The following is a 22,979-nucleotide window of genomic DNA, read 5'->3' on the forward strand; positions in this document are numbered from 1 at the left end:
TCCTTTCCTTGGAACTCCCGCGGCCGCTCCAGGGCAGCAGGAATCGTGTCGCCATGAGGCGCTCTGACCACCAACTCTGTCACCGCCGGGTAAACGATTATGCCCCCATAGATGAACGTTAGTTGAACCGTTTGCCGGATGGGCCTGAAGGCGGCAGGGGGTTGAAGGCGAGAGCATAAAGTGGAGCTGTGGATCCTATGCTCATTGGTCTGGTAGCCGGTCTTGTCGGCCTGGCGCTTGGCACGTTCGGCGTGCTCGCCTACCGGGTCAGCGAGAAGCAGCGCGAGCTGCTCGATGTCGACGCCGGGGAGCTGGCGCTGCCGGCCGGCGCAGCGGAAGTGCTCGCCGTCGTCGGACGTGCCTTCGTGGTGCTGGATGACGTGGACGGCGTGGTCCGTGCCAGCCCCGCCGCATACGCCTACGGCCTGGTCCGCGGGCACACCGTGGTGCACAAGGAACTCCTGGACATGACGGCCGGAGTCCGGAGGGACGGCGTCATCCTGGAAAAGCAGCTCGAACTCCCGCGCGGGCCGCTGGGCAAGGGAACCATCATCGTCCAGGTCCGTGCCGCCATGCTCGGCGAGGAATACATCCTGCTCCTGGCCGATGACCGGACGGAAATAACCCGCACCGAAGAGATCCGCAACGACTTCGTCGCAAACGTATCGCACGAACTGAAAACCCCCGTGGGTGCCATCTCCCTGCTGGCAGAGGCGCTGGAATCCTCCGCCGACGACGAAGAAGCCGTCCGCCGCTTCGCCAAGCGCATGCACAAGGAATCGGCCCGCCTTGCTGCCCTGGTCCAGGACATCATCGAACTTTCCCGCCTGCAGGGCGCCAGCGTGACGCAGGAGGGCGGCCCGGTGGACATCAACGCCGTCATCACCGAGGCCGTGGACCGGTCGCAGCTTCCCGCGGAGAGCAAGAACATCAGCATTGTGGTGGGCGGCCGCGCCGACGGCAAGGTCTTCGGCGACCAGGACCTGCTGGTGACGGCGCTGCGGAACCTTATCGACAATGCCATCCGCTATTCGCCAGCCAACACCCGGGTGGGGATCGGTGTCCGTTCCCGGGAAGGCCTGGTTTCGATTTCCGTCACGGACCAGGGGGACGGGCTGAGCCCCGAGGACCAGGAACGCGTCTTTGAACGCTTCTACCGCGTGGACGCCGCCCGGTCCCGCCACACCGGCGGCACCGGCCTGGGCCTGAGCATCGTGAAGCACGTGGCATCGAACCACGGCGGCGAAGTGACCCTGTGGTCCCAGCCCGGGCAGGGGTCCACCTTCACCCTCCGGCTGCCCGAGATGGAAGGCCAGGACGACGAGACCGTGCCGGCCGCAACGGAAGCACCGGCGTTGGCGCCGGAGAAGCTAACTCTCACTCAAGTACCCCGCGCCGCCGGCGCAACAGAACGAGGAGCCAGCGCTTGAGCAGGATTTTGATTGTCGAGGACGAGGAGTCGTTCAGCGACCCCTTGTCCTATTTGCTGGGCAAAGAAGGGTTCGAGGTTGAGGTGGTGGACAACGGCCTTGACGCCATCACCGAATTCGACCGCAACGGCGCCGACCTGGTCCTGCTTGACCTGCAGCTGCCCGGGCTCTCCGGCACCGAGGTGTGCCGCCAGCTCCGCCAGCGCTCCAGCGTTCCCGTCATCATGCTGACGGCCAAGGACTCGGAAATCGACAAAGTGGTGGGCCTGGAGCTCGGTGCGGACGACTATGTCACCAAGCCCTACTCCTCACGGGAGCTGGTGGCCCGTGTCAGGGCAGTACTGCGCCGCCAGGGCGAGCCGGAGGAACTGATCTCCGCAACCGTCCAGGCGGGTCCGGTCCGCATGGACATCGAACGGCATGTGGTCAGCGTGGACGGAGAGCAGGTCCTGCTTCCCTTGAAGGAGTTCGAGCTCCTGGAGATGCTCCTGCGCAACTCGGGCAGGGTACTGACCCGCGGCCAGCTGATCGACCGGGTATGGGGCTCCGACTACGTGGGCGACACCAAGACCCTGGACGTTCACGTGAAGCGGCTCCGCGGCAAGATCGAACCGGACCCCTCCGCACCGCGCTACCTGGTGACCGTCCGCGGCCTCGGGTACAAATTCGAGCCGTAGGCCGAGCCGGGACAAGCCCGGAAGGCATAACAAAAGGGAGGGCCTGGATGGCCCTCCCTTTCGTTATGCCTGCTTCGGGCGGCGACCCGCTGTTCGCCTAGCGGCTGGTGGCGGTTGCCGTAGCGCTCGGGGTGGCGCTGGCTGATGAGCCGGCCCCGGCGGAAGCGCTCGGGGTGGCGCTGGCTGAGGAGCCCGCGCTGGGGCTCGCGGACGACGAGGATGTCGCCGAGGAGCTCGGGGTAGGCACGTAGTCCTTGTATTCCGCCAAGGTGGCGTCCAGGACGGGAACCTTCACCGTATTGCTGACGTTGGTGCCGTTCTCGCTGATCTTGACGTCCACCAGGGAGCCGGGCTTGCCGCCGGTGGTGCTCAGGATGGCCTCGTCGGAGTCCTCGTTCAGGAGCGTGTACGAGTTGGCCTTCACGGGCACCTCGGTCTGTGAACCCTTGGCGCCGTTGACCGTGAGCTTCACGTCCTTGGAGGAGGAGTTGTAGACGGCGCCGATGAGGCGGCCGGGCTGGTCCTCGCCCGCGGAAACAATCAGGATGTTCCGCAGCTGGAGGGGACCAAGGTCTGCGCGAATGCCGTCTGAGGCGGAGTACTGGTGGCTGGTCTGCTGGGGTGTGATGTAACCGCAGCCTGCGGTCAGCAGGCTGGCGCCAAGGGCAGCAGCCGTCAGTGCCAGTTTGCCGCGCTGGGCCCGGTTCATCGCAGTGGAACGCACGTCACGTACTCCTCAAGAATTTTGAAGTCTTTTTCAGCCATAGCCTATCCGCAATGAGGGGCAAACGAGGATTCGGCAGTGTCACATCTGCCGTGGGAGCGCTCACGCGATGCACTAATCTTGCCATCCGTCAAGGGGGCGGAGGGGGTTGATTGGGCCCATTTTCCGCGTATTTTCGCGGTTGGAAGCCCTTTCTCCGGCCGGTCATATGCCTGAATCGTGATAAACTGGTCTGCGGGAAAGGGGAAATGTCCACATGGTATTTGAGGTCGGCGAGACAGTAGTTTACCCTCACCACGGTGCTGCGAAGATTGAAGAAATCAAGATGCGCACCATCAAGGGCGAAGAGAAGATGTATCTCAAGCTCAAGGTGGCTCAGGGTGATCTGACCATTGAAGTTCCAGCAGAGAACGTTGACCTTGTTGGGGTCCGGGACGTAGTGGGCAAGGAAGGCCTGGAGCACGTGTTTGATGTGCTCCGCGCCGAGTTCACCGAAGAGCCCACCAACTGGTCACGCAGGTACAAGGCAAATCTGGAGAAGCTTGCTTCCGGTGACGTCATCAAGGTGGCAGAGGTTGTTCGCGACCTGTGGCGCCGGGATCACGACCGGGGCCTTTCCGCAGGCGAGAAGCGAATGCTGGCCAAGGCCCGTCAGATTCTGATTTCAGAACTGGCGCTGGCTGAAAAGACCGACGAGGAGAAGGCTGCAAGCGTTCTCGACGAGGTCCTGGCTTCCTAAGAATTTAGCCCCGGCGGCACGCAAGTGCCGCCGGGGCTTCTTTTTTGCGCCCTTCCGGCGGTGCCCTGGGCACCTGACCGAAGTGGCGGCGTCGTAGGCTTGTCCGCATGAGTGATTCATCCACGCGCCTGGTCACCGCCGTCATCCTTGTAGCCGCCGGTTCCGGGCAGCGCCTAGGCTACGGCATGCCCAAGGCGGCTGTGCCGCTCGGCGGCGAGCCCATCCTGATGCATGCCCTCCGGGGAATCGTCGCGTCAGGAGTGGCCAGCCAGGTGTGCGTGGCACTGCCCGCCGGGGACCAGGGCCTGCGCCAGTTGTGTGACAGTTTCCGTGGCGAGCTTGCCGACGGCGGCCCGCTCCTGACGATTGTCGACGGCGGATCCACCCGGGCTGATTCCGTCCGGGCCGGGATCGAGGCGCTGATGGACGGCATCGAGGCGGTCCTGGTCCACGATGCCGCCCGCGCACTGACGCCCGAATCCGTCTTCCACCGCGTATCCGATGCCCTTGCCGCCGGTGCTGCCGCCGTCATTCCCGCAGTCCCGGTAGTGGACACGGTCAAGACCGTGGCCGCCACCACCGGCGGGGACACTGCCTTTGCGCCGGAGGTTGTCACGGGGACGGCCCGCCGTGAGGAGCTGAGGGCTGTGCAGACGCCCCAGGGTTTCACGATCAGGACCCTGTTACAGGCCCACCAGGCCGCACAAGCGCTGGATCAGCAGCAGTCCGCGGCCGTGACCGACGACGCCATGCTGGTGGAGATGCTCGGCACACCCGTCCATGCCGTCCGCGGCTCAACACAGTCCCTCAAGATCACCACACCCCTGGACCTGATCTTCGCCGAAGGACTCCTGGAAGGTCCGCTCGGAGCCCGGTGGGTGGAAGGATGAGCGCGGACATGGTCCTGCCGCGCACCGGAGTGGGAATCGACGTCCATGCCTACGCGCCGGAAGACTCACCCCGCCCGCTCTGGCTGGGCGGACTCCTTTGGCCCGGCGAACGCGGCCTGGCGGGACACTCTGACGGTGACGCCGTGGCCCACGCTGCCGCGGACGCCCTGTTCTCTGCCGCCGGCATCGGCGACCTTGGCACCCACTTCGGTACCGACCGCCCCGAGTTCGCCGGCGCGTCCGGCGCCACCCTTCTTGCGGAAGCTGCGCGGATCGTCCGGGCCGCGGGTTTCGAGATCGGCAATGTTGCGGTGCAGTTCGTAGCCAACCGGCCCAAGTTCGGGCCGCGGCGGGAAGAGTCCCAGAAGGTCCTCAGCGAAGCCGCCGGCGCCCACGTGGGTGTCACGGCCACCACCAGCGACGGCCTGGGATTCACCGGACGCGGAGAGGGTATTTCCGCGGTGGCCACCGCACTGGTGTACCCGCAGCAGCCCCAAGCCATCAGCTAGTCTGGAGCGGTGACCCTGCGCTTCTATGACACCGCCTCCGCCGAAGTCCGGAACTTCGTCCCCATCGTCGACGGCAAGGTCAGCCTCTACTACTGCGGTGCCACCGTCCAGGGCATGCCGCACGTGGGCCACATCCGCTCCGCCATCGCCTTCGACCAGCTCACCCGCTGGCTCGAGTACCGTGGCCTGCGCGTCACGGTGGTCCGCAACGTCACGGACATCGACGACAAGATCCTTGCCAAATCTGAGGCATCCTTCGCGCCGGACTTCAGCCCAGAGGCAGGCGAAGTGCCACGCGAGGAGTGGTGGGCGCTGGCGTACCGCTACGAGCAGGAATTCCTGAAGGCCTACGACACCCTGGGCGTCTCGCGGCCCACCTATGAACCCCGGGCCACCGGACACATTCCCGAGATGCATGCCCTGATCCAGCAGCTCATCGAGCGCGGCCACGCCTACCCCGCCCTGGACGATTCGGGGGACGTGTATTTCGATGTCCGTTCGTGGGACAAGTACGGCGCCCTGACCCGGCAGAACATCGACGACATGCAGGCAGCGCCCGACGCCGATCCCCGCGGCAAGAAGGACCCCCGCGACTTTGCGCTGTGGAAGGGCTCCAAAGAAGGGGAACCGGCCACCGCCAGCTGGGCTTCGCCCTGGGGAGCCGGCCGGCCCGGCTGGCACCTTGAGTGCTCCGCCATGGTCACCAAGTACCTGGGCACCGCGTTCGACATCCACGGCGGCGGCCTGGACCTGCGCTTCCCGCACCACGAAAACGAGATGGCCCAGTCACAGGCGGCGGGCCACCCGTTCGCCAACTTCTGGATGCACAACGGCATGGTGACCTACCAGGGCGAAAAGATGTCCAAGTCCATCGGCAACACCATCAGCCCGGCAGAAATGCTGGAACTGGCATCCCCCCGGGTGGTGCGCTACTACCTGGGCCAGGCACACTACCGCTCCGTCCTGGACTACCGGCCCACCTCCCTGCAGGAGGCTGCGGCCGCCGTCGAACGCATTGACGGGTTCCTTGCCAAGGCCGGTGCCCGGTTCGGCGGCGACGCGGGAGCCATGGACGGCAACCACGGCTCCTCTTCCCCGGCCATGAACGCATTTTGCGAAGCCATGGACGATGACCTCAACGTCCCGCGCGCCCTGGCCGCACTCCACGAGACAGTCCGCGCGGGCAACACGGCCCTTGCCGAGGGCGACGACGACCCTGCCCGGAACGCGATGCACGCCGTCGTCCTGATGACCGGAGTCCTGGGGCTGAACGCCGTCGAAGGTTCCGCCGCGGCGTCAACCCGTGAGGCCGAAGCCTTGAGCGTGCTGGTCGAAGCGCAGCTTGCCGCCCGCGCTGCTGCCCGGGCTGGAAAGGACTGGGCAGCGTCCGACGCCATCCGGGACACCCTCAACCAGGCCGGCGTCGTGGTGGAGGACGGCCCTGACGGCGCCACCTGGAGCCTCAAGCGGGACTGATCCGCCGGACCGCCTGAGCTCCGCCAATGGCCGGGGCCTGCCGATTTTTCTTCGGTCAGTAGACTGGTATGCAGACTCAGTCAACACAATCAAGGGTGGAACATCATGGCCAACAATGGTCGCCGATCGGTTAAAGCGAAGAAGGGCCCAACCATCGGAACCGGTGGCCATGGCCGCAAGGCCCTGGAGGGCAAGGGCCCCACGCCCAAAGCCGAGGACCGTCCCTACCACAAGGCGCACAAAGCCAAGCAGCTTTCCGAGCGGTCCGCCGCCAAGCGCGGAACCGGTGCCCGCAGCGCGGGCGCGGCGAAGTCCGGGCCCAAGGGCCGTGCCACCGAGGAAGTGGTGACCGGGCGCAACTCTGTGGTTGAAGCGCTCCGCGCCGGCATCCCCGCCAAAGCCCTGCACGTTGCCATCCGCATCGAGATGGACGACCGCGTCAAGGAATCCCTGAAGCTCGCCGCCGAACGCGGCATCCCGCTGATGGAAACGGGCAAACCCGAACTGGACCGGATGACGGATGACGCCGTCCACCAGGGGCTGGTGCTGCAGATTCCGCCTTACGAGTACCAGGACGCCTACGAACTGGCCGAGGAAACCGTGGAAAAGTGGAAGAAGGGGCACGTCAAGAATGCGCCGCTTTTTGTTGCACTGGACGGCATCACCGACCCCCGGAACCTGGGCGCCATCATCCGCTCCGTCTCCGCCTTCAGCGGCCACGGCGTCATTGTGCCTGAACGCCGCTCCGTGGGTGTCACCGCAGCGGCCTGGAAGACCAGTGCCGGTGCTGCCGTCCGCGTGCCGGTGGCCCGCGCCTCCAACCTGAACAACGCCCTGAAGCAGTTCAAGAACATGGGCATCTTCGTATTGGGGCTCGACGGCGACGGCGACGTCTCGCTGCCTGACCTCACCCTGGCCACCGAACCCGTCTGCATCGTGGTGGGCTCCGAGGGGAAGGGCCTGAGCCGCCTAGTCCGCGAGAACTGCGACCAGATCGTCTCCATCCCCATCGATTCCGCCATGGAGTCACTCAACGCTTCAATGGCCGTGGGCATCTCGCTGTACGAGGTCTCCCGGCAGCGCGCAGCAGGGTAAGCCTCCAGGCCCGGGCATTCCCGGGTTGGTTACCCGGCGCCGCAGCGGCGAACGGGCAGGTCAGGTGCCGCTGGCGGCTACTATTTAGGTGATGGTCATGCCGCTCTTCGACACTGCTTCCGCCATGGACGCCTCCTCGGCCGTTCCCCTTGGTGTCAGCGTTCCGCGCGCTGATTCCGGCGGTACCCGGCACCACGCCGGCGCGCGGGCCAACGTCGCTTGCCTGGCTCCCGGGGTGTCCAGCCTGGACATCGTTTACTGCCCTCCCGGGGGCCGGTGGCGGGTCCAGACGTTGCCCAATGTGACCCGGGGCGTCCATCACGGCATTGTGGAGGACCTGCCGTACGGATCCCGCTACGGCTTCCGTCCCACTACGGACGGCCATTCACTGCCTCCGGGGGCCGCCTCGGTCAACGGGAACGGTTCCGTTAGGCAGCCCCTGCTCCTGGACCCTTATGGCCGGGCGGTGGACCAGCACGACGGCTTCCTCACCAGCGTACGGACTGCCGCCGATTTCGACTGGGGGACGGACGAACGCCTGCGCCTTCCCTGGCGGAACACCATCGTTTACGAAGCGCATGTCCGCGGCCAGAGCATGCTCCACCCCGATGTTCCGGAAGAGCTCAGGGGCACCTACGCCGGCCTGGCCCACCCCGCCGTGGTGGAGCACCTGACCAGCCTGGGCATCACATCCGTCCAGCTCCTGCCCGTGCACTTCCACATCGATGAGCCGCACCTGCAGGACCTCGGCCTGGCCAACTACTGGGGGTACAACACCGCCGCGTTCTTCGCCCTGCACCCGGGTTATGCCACCAGGGCGGCACGGGAGGAAGGCCCCCAGGCCGTCCAGGACGAGTTCAAGGCCATGGTCAAGGCACTCCACGCTGCCGGACTCGAGGTCATCCTGGACGTCGTTTACAACCACACCGCCGAAGGCGGGCCCGATGGTCCGGTCCTGAGCTTCCGGGGCCTGGGGGAGGACACGTACTACCGGGTGGACGGCCACGGCAAGTACATCGACACCACCGGCTGCGGCAACTCGCTCAACTTCGCGGACCCGCGCGTGGTCCAGCTGGTGACCGATTCGCTGAGGTACTGGGTGGACGAGTTCCACATCGACGGCTTCCGGTTCGACCTCGCCGTCACGCTTTGCAGGGACGCCGCCAATGAGTTCGACCCCGAACATCCCTTCCTCACGGCCGTCGCCGCCGACCCCGTGCTGTCCGAGGTCAAGCTGATCGCCGAGCCCTGGGACATTGGCTATGGAGGCTGGCAGACCGGCCGGTTCCCGCCCGGATGGGTGGACTGGAACGACCACTTCCGCGACGCCGTCCGTACCTTCTGGCTGGCAGACCGTGGGGCCATCGATTCCGGCGGCCACGGCGGGACCATGGCCAAACTCGCTGATGCCCTTTCCGGTTCCGCCAGCCTCTTCCAGGCGTCCGGACGCTCGCGGCTGGCATCGGTCAACTTCGTCACCGCCCACGACGGCTTCACCATGAACGACCTTGTGTCCTACGACCGAAAGCACAACGAGGCCAACGGCGAAGAGAACAGGGACGGGCACGGGGACAACCGCAGCTACAACCATGGCGTGGAGGGTCCCACCGAGAACGGCGTGATCCTGGAAAGACGGGCACAGTCGCGGCGGAACCTCATGGCGTCATTGATGGTTTCACTGGGCGTTCCCATGATCACCGCCGGCGACGAGCTGGCCAGGACACAGCAGGGGAACAACAACGCCTACTGCCAGGACAATGCCATTAACTGGCTTGACTGGACCATGACGCCGGAGGCGCACGAAATGCTGCGGAGCACCAAACGGTACATCCGCTTGCGCAAGGAGTTCCTGGCCGCCCAGCCGCATGACTTCCCCGTCCGGGACGAACAGTCTTACCTTTACTGGTTCGACCAGGATGGCCAGCCCATGTCCGCCGAAGGCTGGAACGATCCGCATCACAGGGTCATGCAGCTCCTGCTCGGGGACGACGAAGGTGACCTGGCCGGCCTGGTGGTGGTCAACGGCAGCGCGTCGGACGTGTTGGTCACCCTGCCGGATGCCGGGAGGAAAGTTCCAAGCCTGTTCGAGCTTCGGCTGACCACCTCGCCGCGCCACAAGCAGCGGCAAGGCATCCAGGTGGCTTCGGGGGAAACCGACCTTGCCGAGGCCAACTCCATCAGCATTTACCGCACGTAGGCCATCAATGCGCAACCGCTCTGTCCTTCCCCTGCTCCTGGCCGCCCTGGTGGTGCTGGCCTTGGTGGCGTTCGGCGGCGCCGGCCTCCTGGGCCAGCAGACGGAACGCACGACGCCGGAAACGGCTTCCAGCCCCAGCAGCTCCACGCCGGGTGGAACGGCCGCGTCCGCGGCAGCGAAGCAGTCCCCGCCACAGCGGAGCGCCAACCCGTCCGGCCTGCCGGAGATCCGCGAATCGGCCCTCCCCGCGGAGGGCCGCCGGGTGCTGGGTCTGATCCGGGCGGGCGGCCCGTTCCGGTACAGCCAGGATGACCAGGTGTTCGGCAACTTTGAGCGGGTCCTGCCCGTCCGGAACCGCGGCTACTACCGCGAGTACACCGTTCCTACTCCCGGGGAAGCAGACCGGGGCGCGCGGCGCATCGTGGCCGGCGACGGCGGGGAGAAATATTACACCAGTGACCACTACGCAACGTTCAAGTACATAGCGGAAGGCAACTAGCACAACCATGAGAATCTTCTCCGGCGACACCTGGACCCTGGAAGAACTGCAGGAACAGGTGGCCGACGCCGGCCGGCGCAGCGTGGTGGTCCCTCCCGCGGACAGCAAACGCGCTGTCCTGGAAACCTTCGGTGAGGTCCTGGACTTTCCCGAACACTACGGCGTGAACCTGGATGCACTGAACGATTCGCTCCACGACTTCGCGGACAGCATCACCGACAACGGCAACCCGCCCATCACGGTCCTGTGGCAGGTGGCGGCCCCGTTCCGCAGCGACAGGTCGTTCGGCATCATCTGCGAAATCCTGCAGGACGCCGAACGGTACGCGGGCAAGGACCTTGCCGTTACCGCCGTGCTGCTCTGAAGCCGGCCTGCGGCCCTAACGCCGTCCCCGGCTTCCGCGCCTAGCCCTCGCGGCGTTCCTCGTGCGAGAGGTAGGTGTCCAGCAGCGCCGAGGCCCGGCCGCCGTCGTCCTCCGCCGCCAGTCCCTTGCGCATGCTTTCCGCCTTCTGGCGCCCGGCCGGGAACGGCGGAAGCAACGGGATCTCGGGGTCGGTCAGGACCTCGATCACCACGGGGCAGTCCGCTGCAAACGCCTGGTCCCAGGCGTCTGCGATCCGCTCCGGGTCCTCCACCCGGATGCCCTTCAGCCCCAGCAGGTCCGCGTAGCCGGCGAACGGAAAATCGGGCAGTTCCTGGCTGGCGGCAAAGCGTGGTTCGGCCTCCGACTCACGCTGCTCCCACGTGACTTCGGTGAGCTCCCGGTTGTTGAAGACGCACACGACGAACCTCGGATCCTGCCAGTCGCGCCAGCGGTGCGCCACCGTGACCAGTTCGGCGGTGCCCAGCATCTGCATGGCACCGTCTCCGGCCAGGGCCACCAGGGGACGGTCCGGATGCGCCAGCTTGGCGGCAAGTCCGTACGGGATGGCGCAGCCCATGCTGGCCAGCGTCCCGGACAGATGTGCCGGGACGCCCTGGGGCAGCATCAGTTGCCGGGCGTACCAGTAGACGCAGCTTCCGACGTCGACACTCAGCTGGGCGTTCTCCGGCAGCCTGCCGTTGAGCTCCCGGACCACGCGTTCGGGATTGACAGGGCTGGCGGGCACGGCGGCCCGGTCTGCCGAGAGTATCCGCCAGCGGCTGACTTCCTCCTCCACAACTGAACGCCATGGGGTGTTCTGGCGATGTTCCAGCCGTTGATTCAAAGCTTCCAGTGCAGACGCGGCATCTCCCGCCAGGCCAACCTCCACGGGATACCGGTTGCCGATCTTCTTCTCATCGATGTCGATCTGCACGGCGCGGGCAGCCCCGGGGGGCGGGTAGAACTCCGTCCAGGGGTCATTGGACCCCACGATGAGGAGCGCGTCGCAGTTACCCAGCAGGTGGGCGCTCGCCGTGGTGCCAAGGTGGCCCATGGTTCCCACCGCAAAGGGCAGGTTCTCATCAAAATATGGCTTCCCCAGCAGGCTCGTGGCGATGCCTGCCCCAAGCTTTTCCGCTACGGCCACCACTTCCCCGGCGGCATGCCTGGCGCCCTGGCCCACCAGGAGGGCCACCCGCTCCGCAGAATTCAGGAGGGCGGCTGCGGCGGCCAGGTCCTCCTCCCGCGGGGTCTTGGCTGCAGCACTCCAGGAGGGGGCAGTGACCACGATGCCGTGCTGCTGTTCCAGCTGCGGGGCGGGAGCGGACTGCACGTCGTGCGGAATGATGACCACGCAGGGGGAGGAGGTGGCCTTCGCCGTCCGGAAGGCACGGTCCAGGACCATGGGCACCTGCTCCGGTGCGCTGACCTGCTGCACGAACTGCGACGCGACGTCCTTGAACAACGCCATGAGGTCGATTTCCTGCATGTAGGCCGAACCCAGCACCGTGCGGCTCTGCTGTCCCACGATGGCCACCACCGGCACGCCGTCCAGCTTTGCGTCATACAGGCCGTTGAGCAGGTGGACCGCGCCGGGGCCCTGGGTGGAGGTCACCACCCCCACACCGCCGGTGTACTTGGCGTGGCCCACGGCCATGAAGGCCGCGGACTCCTCGTGCCGGGCCTGGACGAACTCCATCTGCCCGTCGGTCCGGCGCAGGGCGCCCATGAATCCGTTGATGCCGTCCCCGCTGTAGCCGAAGACCCGGCCAACACCCCATGTGGTGAGGCGCTCCACGATGACATCGGCCACTGTACGTTCGGTCATTGAGCCCTCCTGCGTCGGGTTGGTTCCGTGCCTGCGAGGAGCCTTACCCATCCGGCAAAGGGGCTAAGCGTTGACGATCAGTCCCAGTTCCGCTTTCGAGGCCAGGGCTTCATGCCGGGGCAGGACGCGGACCGTGTATCCGAACGGTCCCGAGCGGTCGATGACAAGCGAACCGCTGAACAGGTGCCGGCCGCTGCCCAGGTCCTCCTTCACCTGCAGTTCCATCATGGTGATGTCAGCAAGGGCGTCATTTTCCTCCGCCCGGCCGTAGGCCACTTCCACGGAGACGTCGTCGGGGGTCAGCGCGTTCAGGGCCACGTAGGCGTTGACCTGGAGGGTATCGCCGATCTGGGGGTCCTCCGATACGCCCACCGAGTCCACGTGCTCCACGTGCACCTGGGGCCAGGCGCCGCGGACCTTCGCGGACCAGGATGCCAGGGCACGGGCCTGGGCGAACGAGTTGGCGGTGGCGCTGCGGCCGGCCTCCGCGGCGGGGCGGTACAGGATGTTCACGTAGTCACGGAGCATTCGCTCCGCGGACACGGCCGGGCCCAGGTGGGACAGGGTGTGCTTGATCATGGACACCCAGTGCGTGGGGACCGTCTCGCTCCTGGTGGTCGAGGGCCCCGCAGCTCCTGCCCCTTCGGACACCGTGCTCCCGTAGAAGCGCGGCGCCACCTGTGTTTCCAGCAGTTCGTACAGGGCCGCGGCCTCGATGTCGTCGCGTTCCTCGGGGGAGGCGTCATTGTTGGCCGTGGGGATCGCCCAGCCGTTCTCGCCGTCGTACATCTCATCCCACCAGCCGTCCAGGACGGACAGGTTCAGGGATCCGTTCAGCGCCGCCTTCATGCCGGACGTCCCGCAGGCCTCCAGCGGCCGCAGCGGGTTGTTCAGCCAGACGTCGCAGCCAGGGAACAGGGTCCTGGCCATGGCGATGTCGTAGTTGGGCAGGAACGCGATGCGGTGCCGCACCTCGGGATCGTCAGTGAAGCGCACCAGGTCCTGGATCATCTTCTTGCCGGCATCATCGGCGGGGTGGGACTTTCCGGCGATGACCAGCTGGATGGGGTGCTCCTTGTGCAGGAGCAGTGCCTTGAGCCGCGCCGGCTCGCGCAGCATCAGCGTGAGCCGCTTGTACGTGGGCACGCGGCGGGCAAACCCGATGGTCAGCACATCCGGGTCCAGGACGTTATCCGTCCAGCCAAGCTCGGCGTCGGCCGCGCCGCGCTTTTTCCAGGCTGCGCGCAGCCTGCGGCGGACGTCCTCCACCAGGGCAGCCCGCATCTCCCGGCGCAAAGCCCACACATCGGCGTCGCTGACGTTGTAGGCCAGGTCCCATTTGCCCAGCGCTTCCGCCTCGCTGCCGAACTGGTCACGGGCCAGCTTGGAAATGCGGCTGTCCACCCAGGTGGGCACGTGCACGCCGTTGGTCACGGAGGTAATGGGCACCTCGGAGTGGTCGAAGCCCGGCCACAGGGCGGAGAACATGCCGCGGGACACCTCACCGTGGAGCTTGGCCACGCCATTGGCGCGCTGGGCCAGGCGCAGGCCCATCACCGCCATGTTGAACACCGCAGGGTTGCCGTCCGCGTAGTTTTCGCGGCCCAGTTCCAGGATCCGGTCCACCGGGACCGCGGGCGCCAGCCCGGCCTGGAAGAAGTGGCTGATCTGGTTGATTTCGAACCTGTCAATGCCGGCAGGGACGGGGGTATGGGTAGTGAAAACCGTGGAGGCGCGCCCGGCGGCCAGCGCTTCGTCGAACGTCAGCGCCTGCTCCCCGGACATCAGTTCCTGGATGCGTTCGATCCCGAGGAACCCCGCGTGCCCTTCGTTGGTGTGGAACACCTCGGGTGCGGCGCAGCCCGTCAGCTTCTGGAAGGCGCGCAGGGCCTTGACCCCGCCCATGCCCAGCAGCAGCTCCTGCTGCAGCCGGTGGTCGCCGCCGCCGCCGTACAGCCGGTCCGTGATGCTGCGGGCGGCGTCGTCGTTGCCCGGCACGTTGGAGTCCAGCAGGAGCAGGGGAACGCGTCCGACGTCGGCACGCCAGATATGTGCCAGCAGTCGCCGTCCGTTGGGGAGGGGGAGGGAGATCTGCAGGGCTTTGCCGTTACCGTCAGGGGAAGGTTCGCGGAGCAGCGTCAGGGGCAGCCCGTCCGGATCGAGGACGGGATAGGTCTCCTGCTGCCAGGCATCGCGCGACAGTGACTGCTTGAAATAGCCGGCCTGGTACAGCAGGCCCACCCCGATCAGGGGAACACCCAGGTCGGAGGCAGCCTTCAGGTGGTCACCGGCCAGGATGCCCAGGCCGCCCGAATACTGCGGCAGGACCTCGGTGATGCCGAACTCGGGGGAGAAGTAGGCAATGGAAGCCGGGGCCTCCGGGCCCAGGCCCTGGTACCAGCGCGGCTCCTCAAGGTACCGGTCAAGGTCCTCCTCCGCAGCACGCACCCGGTCCACCACCGACTGGTCCGCGGCGAGCTGCTGGAATTCCTCGCGGCTGACCATCCCCAGGAAACCCACGGGGTCCTGCCCGCTTTCCTCCCACAGCCGCGGGTTCAGCCCGGCGAAAAGTTCCCGGGTGGGACGGTGCCAGGACCACCGCAAATTGCTGGCCAGCCGGGCCAGTGGCCTGATCGGCTCGGGGAGGACTGTACGGACCGTAAACCTGCGGATTGCCTTCACCTGCGTCACACTAACCGACAACATGCGCGGCTGGAACCAGCTTTCGGTTTCTTTTGGGTAAATGACAGGGGCATGAAGAAATTACGCCACGGCACAAGGAATTTAGTGAGCACGCTTAGCAATCCTGGCCATTTCTCGCTAACGTCGAGCCTGTGACGACTAACTCAGGAACCAGTGCCGCATCCACCAAAATGCCCCAGCGCCGCATCACCGAGGGCCTGCGGTTCGGGCGTTTTCCCATCACCGCCGTGCAGCCTGTCGTCGAGGACGGCAAGTTTCCGGCCAAAGCCCTGCCCGGCGAGTCCATTGTGGTGGGTGCCACCGCCTTCCGGGAAGGGCACGACCAGCTCGGCGTCAGCGCCGTACTCCTGGATCCCTCCGGCGCAGAGCGCCAGCGCGTGCGGCTTGCGCCGCCCCGCGGGGAACGCGGAATGGGAACGGACCGCTGGGAAGGCGTGCTCACGCCGTCGGAAACCGGAAACTGGTCCTTTGTGATCGAAGCCTGGCACGACCGCTACGGCACCTGGCACCACAACGCGGAGGTGAAGATCGACGCCGGGATCGACGTCGAACTCATGCTCGCCGAAGGTGCCAAACTGCTGGGCGAAGCGTCCGCGGAAGACTTCCGCGACGAAGTTGACCGGGCCGCCCTGCGGCATGCTTCCGGCGTCCTGGCCGACCAGTCCCGCAGCACCGAGGAACGGTTGGGCGCCGGGTTCAGCCAGGAAATCGCAGACATCGTGGCACGCCAGCCCATCCGGGAACTGGTCACGGTTTCCGAGAAGTATCCGCTGCTGGTGGAGCGGGACAGGGCCGGCCGCGGCGCCTGGTACGAGTTCTTCCCCCGCTCCGAAGGCGCGGTCAAGGATCACAACACAGGGGAGTGGACGTCCGGAAACTTCCGGACCGCGGCACAGCGGCTCGACGCCGTGGCCGCCATGGGCTTCGACGTCCTGTACATGCCGCCCATCCATCCCATCGGCGTCCAGCACCGCAAGGGACCGAACAACACCCTGGTCGCCGGGCCCAACGACCCCGGCTCACCCTGGGCCATCGGAGCCAAGGAGGGTGGCCACGATGCCATCCATCCCGACCTCGGTTCCTTCGAGGACTTCGACGCCTTCGTGGCGCGGGCCAACGAACTGGGCCTGGAAGTCGCCCTGGACCTTGCGCTCCAAGCGGCCCCGGACCACCCCTGGGTGCAGTCCCACCCGGAATGGTTCACCACCAGGGTGGACGGCAGCATTGCCTATGCCGAAAACCCGCCAAAGAAGTACCAGGACATATATCCGCTCAATTTCGATAATGACCCCGAAGGGCTTTCCCAGGAAATTCTGCGGATTGTCCTCTTATGGGTCAGCCACGGCGTAAAGATTTTCCGGGTGGATAACCCGCACACCAAACCGGTGTGGTTCTGGGAATGGCTTATTGCCGAAGTGAATAAAACAGAGCCCGGCGTGGTGTTCCTCGCCGAAGCGTTCACCCGTCCTGCCATGATGCACGCACTGGGCCGCGCCGGCTTCCAGCAGTCCTACACCTACTTCACCTGGCGCAACACCAAGAAGGAGATCGAGGCCTACTTCGACGAAGTCAGCCACGAATCCCCGGCGTTCTTCCGCCCCAACTTCTTCGTCAACACCCCGGACATCCTCACCGAGTACCTGCAGTACGGCGGGCCGGCGGCGTTCCGGATCCGGGCTGTCCTTGCCTCCACCGGAAGCCCGCTCTGGGGCGTCTATGCAGGTTACGAACTGTACGAGCACGTCGCCCGGCCCGGTGCCGAGGAGTACATCGACAACGAGAAGTTCGAGTACAAGGCCCGCGACTGGGATGCGGCCGCGGAATCGGGGCGCTCGCTGGCGCCGTACATCACCCGGCTCAACCACATCCGGCGTGACCACCCTGCGCTGCTGGACCTGCAGAACCTGACGGTCCACCAAAGCACCGACGAGTCCACCGTGGTCTACTCCAAGCACAAGACCCTTCCGGACGGGTCCAAGGACACCATCATCGTGGTGGTCAACGTGGACCCCCATGTCACCAAGGAATGCAGTGTGGTCCTGGACCTGGCAGCCCTGGAGCTGGACCCGCAGGACCGCACACCGGGCGGCGGCTTCTACGTGGACGACCTGATCTCCGGCCAAAGCTGGGAGTGGGGCGAGTACAACTACGTGCGGCTTGACCCGCACGTGGAACCGGCCCACATCCTGAGCGTGAGGAGAATGCATTCGTGAATTTCAATCCGCAAAGTTCCGGCCACTTCACCCCAAAGAGCACGTTCGAGCTAAATGCGCCTGGCCTCCAGCATGACCCGCTGTGGTACCGCAAGGCCGTGTTCTATGAAGTGCTTGTCAGGGCCTTTGCGGATGCCAACGGCGATGGGTCCGGGGATTTCTCCGGACTCATCGACCGGCTGGACTACCTGCAGTGGCTGGGCGTGGACTGCCTGTGGCTGCCCCCGTTCTTCCAGTCACCGCTGCGAGACGGCGGCTACGACATTTCCGACTACAACTCGGTCCTGGACGAATTCGGCACGATCAGCGATTTCAAGCGGCTGGTGGCAGAAGCCCACGCCCGCGGCGTCCGGGTCATCATCGACCTGCCGTTGAACCACACCTCGGACCAGCACCCCTGGTTCCAGGAGTCACGGAAAGATCCTGACGGCCCCTTCGGGGACTTCTACGTCTGGAGCGACACGGACGAGAAGTACCAGGACGCGCGCATCATCTTCGTGGACACCGAGGAATCCAACTGGACCTTCGATCCCATCCGGCGGCAGTTCTTCTGGCACCGTTTCTTCAGCCACCAGCCGGACCTGAACTTCGAAAACCCCAAGGTCATCGAGGCGCTCTTTGATGTGGTCCGGTTCTGGCTGGACCAGGGCATTGACGGGTTCCGCGCGGACGCCATCCCGTACCTCTACGAGGAGGAAGGGACCAACTGCGAGAACCTTCCGGCAACCCACGAGTTCCTCCGGCGGCTCCGCACCATGGTGGACGAAAGCTACCCCGGGCGCGTCATCATCGCTGAGGCCAACCAGCCGCCCAACGAAGTGGTGGAGTACTTCGGCACCGAGGACGAACCTGAATGCCACATGGCGTTCCACTTCCCCATCATGCCGCGCCTCTATTACGCACTGCGGGACCAGAAGGCCGCGCCCATCATCGAAACCATGCGCGACACCCCGGACATCCCGGAGGGCGCACAGTGGGGCACGTTCCTGCGCAACCACGACGAGCTGACCCTTGAAATGGTCACGGCGGACGAGCGCGCCGCCATGCTGGGCTGGTACGCCCCGGATCCGAGAATGCGCGCGAATATCGGCATCCGGCGCAGGCTGGCTCCGCTGCTGGATAACTCGCGGGCCGAGATTGAGTTGATCAATGCCCTCCTGCTCTCGCTCCCGGGCAGCCCGTTCCTGTACTACGGGGACGAGATCGGCATGGGGGACAACATTTGGCTTGAGGACCGCGACGCCGTCCGGACCCCCATGCAGTGGAACCCGGACCGGAATGCAGGTTTCTCCAGCGCGGACCCCGGCAAGCTGTACCTGCCGCCCATCCAATCACTGGTCTACAACTACAGCATGGCCAATGTCGAAGCCGAGGCCGCCCATTCCGGCTCCCTGCTTCGCTGGACCCGGCAGATCCTCAGCGTCCGCAAGAACCACCCCGCGTTCGGGCTGGGCGGATTCAAGCACGTCGAGGCAGACCACGACGCCGTCGTGGCCTACCTTCGTGTACTGCCGGACAGCAACCCGGCGGGAGTCGACGGCGAGACCGTCCTGTGCGCCTTCAACCTCTCCCAGCACCCCGTCGCAGCCACCCTGCGCATCCCCGAATATGCCGGGCGCGGGTTGCGCGACGTCTTCGGTGGACAGATCTTCCCCGGCATCGGCGATGACGGAACCCTCACCCTGACCATCGGAAGCCACGATTTCTTCTGGCTCCGAATGCGCTCGGCGGGATCCAATCCGTCATCGCCCTACACCCAGGCCATGCCCATCCTGTCGATAGAGAACTGAGATGAACCAGCCAATCCTCACTCCTGCCCTCACCGCGCTGCTCAAGGAATGGCTGCCGCAGCAGCGGTGGTTCCCCGTCAAAACCCCGGATTTCACCATCTCCCAGGCCGGCAGCCTGGGGCTGGAGGACCCCAGCGGGCACGCCGCGCTGGCCGTGTTCCTCCTCAACGTCACCGTTGAGGGGCCCGACGGCGGCCCGCGCACCGCCGTGGTCCAGGTCCCCTTGAGCTTCCGGCCGGCACCGGCCGGCGGCATGGAACGCGCGCTGATGGGCGAAGCCGCCGGAATGGATCCCACCCGCCCCTGGGTCTACGACGCCGTGCACGATCCCGACTTCGTGGGCGCGTGGCTCGAGCTCATCCGGGAAGAGTCAAAGGCCACCAGCGGCACTGCCACTGGATTCCGGGTGGAGGGGCCTCACCGTCTGCCCACGGCCAAGGGCGTGGTGAAGGTGCTCTCCGGCGAGCAGTCCAATAGCTCCGTCATTGTGGACGACGGCGAATCGGCTGCCATGGTGAAATTCTTCCGGGTCCTGTCGGACGGGACCAACCCGGAAATCGAAGTGGGCGCAGCCTTGACCAAGGCCGGCACCGCGGAAGTCCCCGCCACCCTGGGCTGGGTTCGCGGCGAATGGCTCGGGAAGCCCGGCGACGCCGGAGAGGGCAGCCGTTACGTCCAGGGCGAGCTTGCCGTGGCCCACGAATTCCTCGCCGGCGGCCGTGACGCCTGGCGGCTGGCGGTGGACGCGGCCCGCTCCGGCACCGACTTCACGGCAGAAGCCCGCGCCCTGGGGGCGGCCACCGCCACAGTGCACAAGCGCATGGCGGAGGCACTGGGGCAATCAGCCGAGCCTGAACCCGGCAAGGCGCCCGGACCTGCTGTTGCCCAGCGCGTCCGGACTGCCTGGGCGGAAGCCCATGCCGCCGTCGGACCTTACGACGACGCCCTGGACGCTCTGCTGGCCGACGTCGACAAGGTTCCGGCCGGGCCCCTGCAGCGGATCCACGGCGACCTGCACCTTGGCCAGATCCTCCTTGTGACCGGGCAGTCCGGCGACGAGTCGCGCTGGGCCATCCTGGACTTCGAAGGCGAGCCGCTGCGGCCCATCGCCGAACGGAACGTCCCGGATGTACCCCTGCGCGACGTGGTAGGAATGCTCCGGTCCTTCGACTACGCGGCCGGAGCAGCGCAGCGCGAGCAGGAAGGTGCCCAGGTCCACGACAGCTGGGTTGATGATTGTTCCGACGCCTTCCTTGCCGGCTACGCAGGGGTCATTCCCGGCACGGTGGACCGGTCCTCGCCCCTGTTTGTGGCATTGTGGCTGGACAAGGCGCTGTACGAAGTTGTTTATGAAATGCGAAACAGGCCCGACTGGCTGGCGATTCCAGTGAACGCCTCCAGACGGCTCCTAAGCGGTAACGGCGCCGGCGAACACGCCGGCGCAGCATCGGAAGGTAACAAAATGACAGGCTCAGCACGAACTGACCGCCCGGGGGTGCCGCTGCACGTGGATGAAGGCACCCTGGGCAGGATCGCGAACGGTGAACACCACGCCCCCCACTCCGTCCTGGGTGCGCACCTGGACGATTACGGGCACGTCACCATCCGCACGGTGAAGCATCTGGCCGAAGCAATCACGGTGGTCACCCAGGCCGGTGAAGTGCCCATGCAGCACGAGGCCCACGGCGTATGGGTAGCGGTCCTGGAGCCGCTGGAACACGGCCACGTACCCGACTACCGGCTCACCGTCACTTACCCGGGCAAGGACCCGGTGACCGTTGATGAGCCATACCGCTACCTGCCCACGGTAGGCGAAGTGGACCTGCACCTCATCGGCGAAGGCCGGCACGAGAAGCTGTGGCAGGTGCTCGGAGCCCACGTCCGTCACTACAAGTCATCGCTCGGGGACGTCAACGGCGTGTCCTTCGCCGTCTGGGCCCCCAACGCCCAGGCTGTCCGCGTCAAGGGCGATTTCAACGCCTGGGACGGACGGGAAAACTCCATGCGGTCACTGGGTTCCTCCGGCGTCTGGGAAGTCTTCATCCCCGGCGTTCCGGCAGGCGCCTGCTACAAGTACGAGATCCTGACGCGCGGCGGCTACTGGGTTGAAAAAGCCGATCCGCTGGCGTTCGGTACGGAAGTTCCCCCGTTGACGGCCTCCAGGGTGGTGGAACCGTCCTACGCTTTCAAGGACGACGAGTGGATGGAAGCGCGGGCCAAGCGGGACCCGCACAACTCGGCCATGAGCGTCTACGAAGTACACCTCGGATCCTGGCGCCTGGGCCTTGGCTACCGGGAACTCGCCAAGGAACTCGTTGACTACGTCAAGTGGCTCGGGTTCACGCACGTGGAATTCATGCCTGTGGCGGAGCACCCGTTCGGCGGTTCCTGGGGTTACCAGGTCACGTCCTACTTCGCCCCGACGTCCAGGTTCGGGCATCCTGACGAATTCCGTTACCTGGTGGACGCCCTCCACCAGGCGGGCATCGGCGTGCTGCTGGACTGGGTTCCCGCACACTTCCCCAAGGATTCCTGGGCGCTGGCCCAGTTCGACGGCGAGCCGCTCTACGAGCACGCGGACCCCAACCTTGGCGAGCACCCTGACTGGGGCACCCTGATCTTCGACTTCGGCCGCACCGAGGTCCGGAACTTCCTGGTGGCCAACGCCCTCTACTGGCTGGAGGAGTTCCACATTGACGGCCTGCGCGTGGACGCGGTGGCCTCCATGCTCTACCTTGACTACTCGCGGCAGGAAGGCCAGTGGCGGCCCAACCGCTTCGGCGGCCGGGAGAACCTCGAGGCCATTTCCTTCCTGCAGGAAGTCAATGCCACCGTCTACAAGACGCACCCCGGCGCCGTCATGATTGCGGAAGAGTCAACGGCTTTCCCGGGCGTCACCGCTCCCACCAGCCATGGCGGCCTTGGTTTCGGCCTGAAGTGGAACATGGGCTGGATGCACGACTCCCTGAAGTACATTTCGGAGGACCCGTACAACCGCAAGTGGCACCACGGAACGGTCACGTTCTCCCTGGTCTACGCCTTCACCGAGAACTTCCTGCTGCCGATCAGCCACGACGAGGTTGTCCACGGCAAGGGCTCCATGCTCCGCAAGATGCCCGGTGACCGCTGGCAGCAGCTGGCTAACCTCCGCGCCTTCTTTGCCTACCAGTGGGCGCATCCGGGCAAGCAGCTCATCTTCATGGGAACCGAGTTTGGCCAGGAAGCCGAGTGGTCCGAGCAGCACGGCCTGGACTGGTGGCTCGCGGACATCCCGGCCCACCGTGGACTGCAGCTGCTGACCAAGGACCTGAACGAGCTGTACGCCGCAACGCCTGCCCTCTACACCCAGGACAATGTTCCTGCCGGGTTCCAGTGGATCAACGGGGGAGACTCCGACCGGAACGTGCTGTCCTTCATCAGGCGGGACACCGAAGGCAATCCGATTGTCTGCGCCATCAACTTCTCCGGTTCGCCGCACGTCGGCTACACACTGGGCGTTCCCCTGGCAGGCGCGTGGACCGAGGTCCTGAACACGGACCACACCACCTACGGTGGATCCGGGGTTCTGAACAGTGGAGAGCTGAAGGCCACGAACGAAGGGCAGGATGGCCAGCCGGCCACATTGAGTGTCACGCTGCCCCCGCTTGGAGCGTCCTACTTCAAACCCGCTACCTCGTCCGCCAGCTGAGCCCGGCTCATGCGTTGTCCCGGTAGGGACTGAGAACGAAAGGCCCGGGATCCGCGCGATTCCGGGCTTTTCGGGCCTAGGTGGGAGGCCTCCTGACGGCGGACTGGCGATCCAGGATGAGTGGTGGTAGAGTTTATTTCCGCGCTGCTCCACGGAG

Annotated in this window: 16 protein-coding genes; 13 read left to right on the forward strand and 3 right to left on the reverse strand. The window is 65.9% G+C overall.

Features of this window, described 5'->3' with window-relative positions; genetic code table 11:
- Positions 1–197: 197 nt before the first annotated feature.
- Positions 198–1,430: a sensor histidine kinase gene (locus FBY36_RS12765; protein WP_142122623.1), complete on the forward strand. Its 1,233-nt coding sequence runs from the start codon at positions 198–200 to the stop codon at positions 1,428–1,430.
- Complete coding sequence (locus tag FBY36_RS12770) at positions 1,427–2,107, forward strand: response regulator transcription factor (protein ID WP_142119926.1); 681 nt, start codon at positions 1,427–1,429, stop codon at positions 2,105–2,107. Before FBY36_RS12765 ends, FBY36_RS12770 begins: the two co-directional genes overlap by 4 nt.
- 97 nt (positions 2,108–2,204) lie before the next feature.
- Here the strand turns inward: FBY36_RS12770 and FBY36_RS12775 are convergent, their stop codons facing one another.
- Positions 2,205–2,816, reverse strand: a complete 612-nt coding sequence (locus FBY36_RS12775; RefSeq protein WP_142122624.1) for a hypothetical protein — start codon at positions 2,814–2,816, stop codon at positions 2,205–2,207.
- 271 nt (positions 2,817–3,087) lie between these two features.
- Between FBY36_RS12775 and FBY36_RS12780 the strand changes: the two genes are divergently transcribed.
- The 8 genes from FBY36_RS12780 to FBY36_RS12815 all read left to right on the forward strand — a co-directional run bounded on the left by FBY36_RS12780 (position 3,088) and on the right by FBY36_RS12815 (position 10,600).
- Positions 3,088–3,570, forward strand: coding sequence for a CarD family transcriptional regulator (locus FBY36_RS12780; protein ID WP_011690592.1), 483 nt, complete (start codon positions 3,088–3,090; stop codon positions 3,568–3,570).
- A 107-nt stretch (positions 3,571–3,677) separates the two neighbouring features.
- On the forward strand, positions 3,678–4,460 hold the full coding sequence (gene ispD, locus FBY36_RS12785; protein ID WP_142119928.1) for a 2-C-methyl-D-erythritol 4-phosphate cytidylyltransferase: 783 nt from the start codon (positions 3,678–3,680) through the stop codon (positions 4,458–4,460).
- A gap of 8 nt (positions 4,461–4,468) precedes the next feature.
- On the forward strand, positions 4,469–4,969 hold the full coding sequence (ispF, locus tag FBY36_RS12790) for a 2-C-methyl-D-erythritol 2,4-cyclodiphosphate synthase (protein ID WP_200830578.1): 501 nt from the start codon (positions 4,469–4,471) through the stop codon (positions 4,967–4,969).
- A gap of 9 nt (positions 4,970–4,978) precedes the next feature.
- Positions 4,979–6,445 (forward strand): cysteine--tRNA ligase, encoded by a 1,467-nt coding sequence (cysS, locus tag FBY36_RS12795; RefSeq protein ID WP_142119932.1) that lies wholly within the window; start codon positions 4,979–4,981, stop codon positions 6,443–6,445.
- Positions 6,446–6,550: 105 nt separating this feature from the next.
- A complete protein-coding gene (gene rlmB, locus FBY36_RS12800) occupies positions 6,551–7,540 on the forward strand; it encodes a 23S rRNA (guanosine(2251)-2'-O)-methyltransferase RlmB (protein ID WP_142030242.1) in 990 nt (329 codons plus the stop codon).
- Positions 7,541–7,631: 91 nt separating this feature from the next.
- A complete protein-coding gene (gene glgX / locus FBY36_RS12805) occupies positions 7,632–9,737 on the forward strand; it encodes a glycogen debranching protein GlgX (protein WP_142119934.1) in 2,106 nt (701 codons plus the stop codon).
- A gap of 7 nt (positions 9,738–9,744) precedes the next feature.
- Positions 9,745–10,236: a ribonuclease domain-containing protein gene (locus FBY36_RS12810; RefSeq protein ID WP_142119937.1), complete on the forward strand. Its 492-nt coding sequence runs from the start codon at positions 9,745–9,747 to the stop codon at positions 10,234–10,236.
- Between the two features lie 7 nt (positions 10,237–10,243).
- Entirely contained in the window at positions 10,244–10,600 is a 357-nt protein-coding gene (locus tag FBY36_RS12815) for a barstar family protein (RefSeq protein WP_142119939.1), read from the forward strand.
- A 40-nt stretch (positions 10,601–10,640) separates the two neighbouring features.
- Here the strand turns inward: FBY36_RS12815 and FBY36_RS12820 are convergent, their stop codons facing one another.
- Positions 10,641–12,428 carry a thiamine pyrophosphate-requiring protein gene (locus tag FBY36_RS12820; protein ID WP_142119941.1) on the reverse strand — a complete coding sequence of 596 codons (1,788 nt, stop codon included), beginning with the start codon at positions 12,426–12,428 and terminating at the stop codon, positions 10,641–10,643.
- A gap of 63 nt (positions 12,429–12,491) precedes the next feature.
- Positions 12,492–15,110, reverse strand: coding sequence for an alpha-glucan family phosphorylase (gene glgP, locus FBY36_RS12825; protein WP_200830488.1), 2,619 nt, complete (start codon positions 15,108–15,110; stop codon positions 12,492–12,494).
- 191 nt (positions 15,111–15,301) lie between these two features.
- Between glgP and FBY36_RS12830 the strand changes: the two genes are divergently transcribed.
- The 3 genes from FBY36_RS12830 to FBY36_RS12840 are packed head-to-tail and all read left to right on the forward strand — an operon-like array spanning position 15,302 to position 22,822.
- Positions 15,302–17,344 carry an alpha-1,4-glucan--maltose-1-phosphate maltosyltransferase gene (locus tag FBY36_RS12830; protein WP_142122626.1) on the forward strand — a complete coding sequence of 681 codons (2,043 nt, stop codon included), beginning with the start codon at positions 15,302–15,304 and terminating at the stop codon, positions 17,342–17,344.
- Complete coding sequence (treS, locus tag FBY36_RS12835; protein ID WP_142119942.1) at positions 17,341–19,134, forward strand: maltose alpha-D-glucosyltransferase; 1,794 nt, start codon at positions 17,341–17,343, stop codon at positions 19,132–19,134. The genes FBY36_RS12830 and treS overlap by 4 nt, the downstream gene beginning before the upstream one ends.
- Position 19,135: 1 nt before the next feature.
- A complete protein-coding gene (locus FBY36_RS12840; protein WP_142119944.1) occupies positions 19,136–22,822 on the forward strand; it encodes a 1,4-alpha-glucan branching enzyme in 3,687 nt (1,228 codons plus the stop codon).
- The last annotated feature ends 157 nt before the right edge of the window (positions 22,823–22,979 follow it).

The sequence above is a fragment of the Arthrobacter sp. SLBN-122 genome, assembly GCF_006715165.1.
GTDB lineage: Bacteria > Actinomycetota > Actinomycetes > Actinomycetales > Micrococcaceae > Arthrobacter.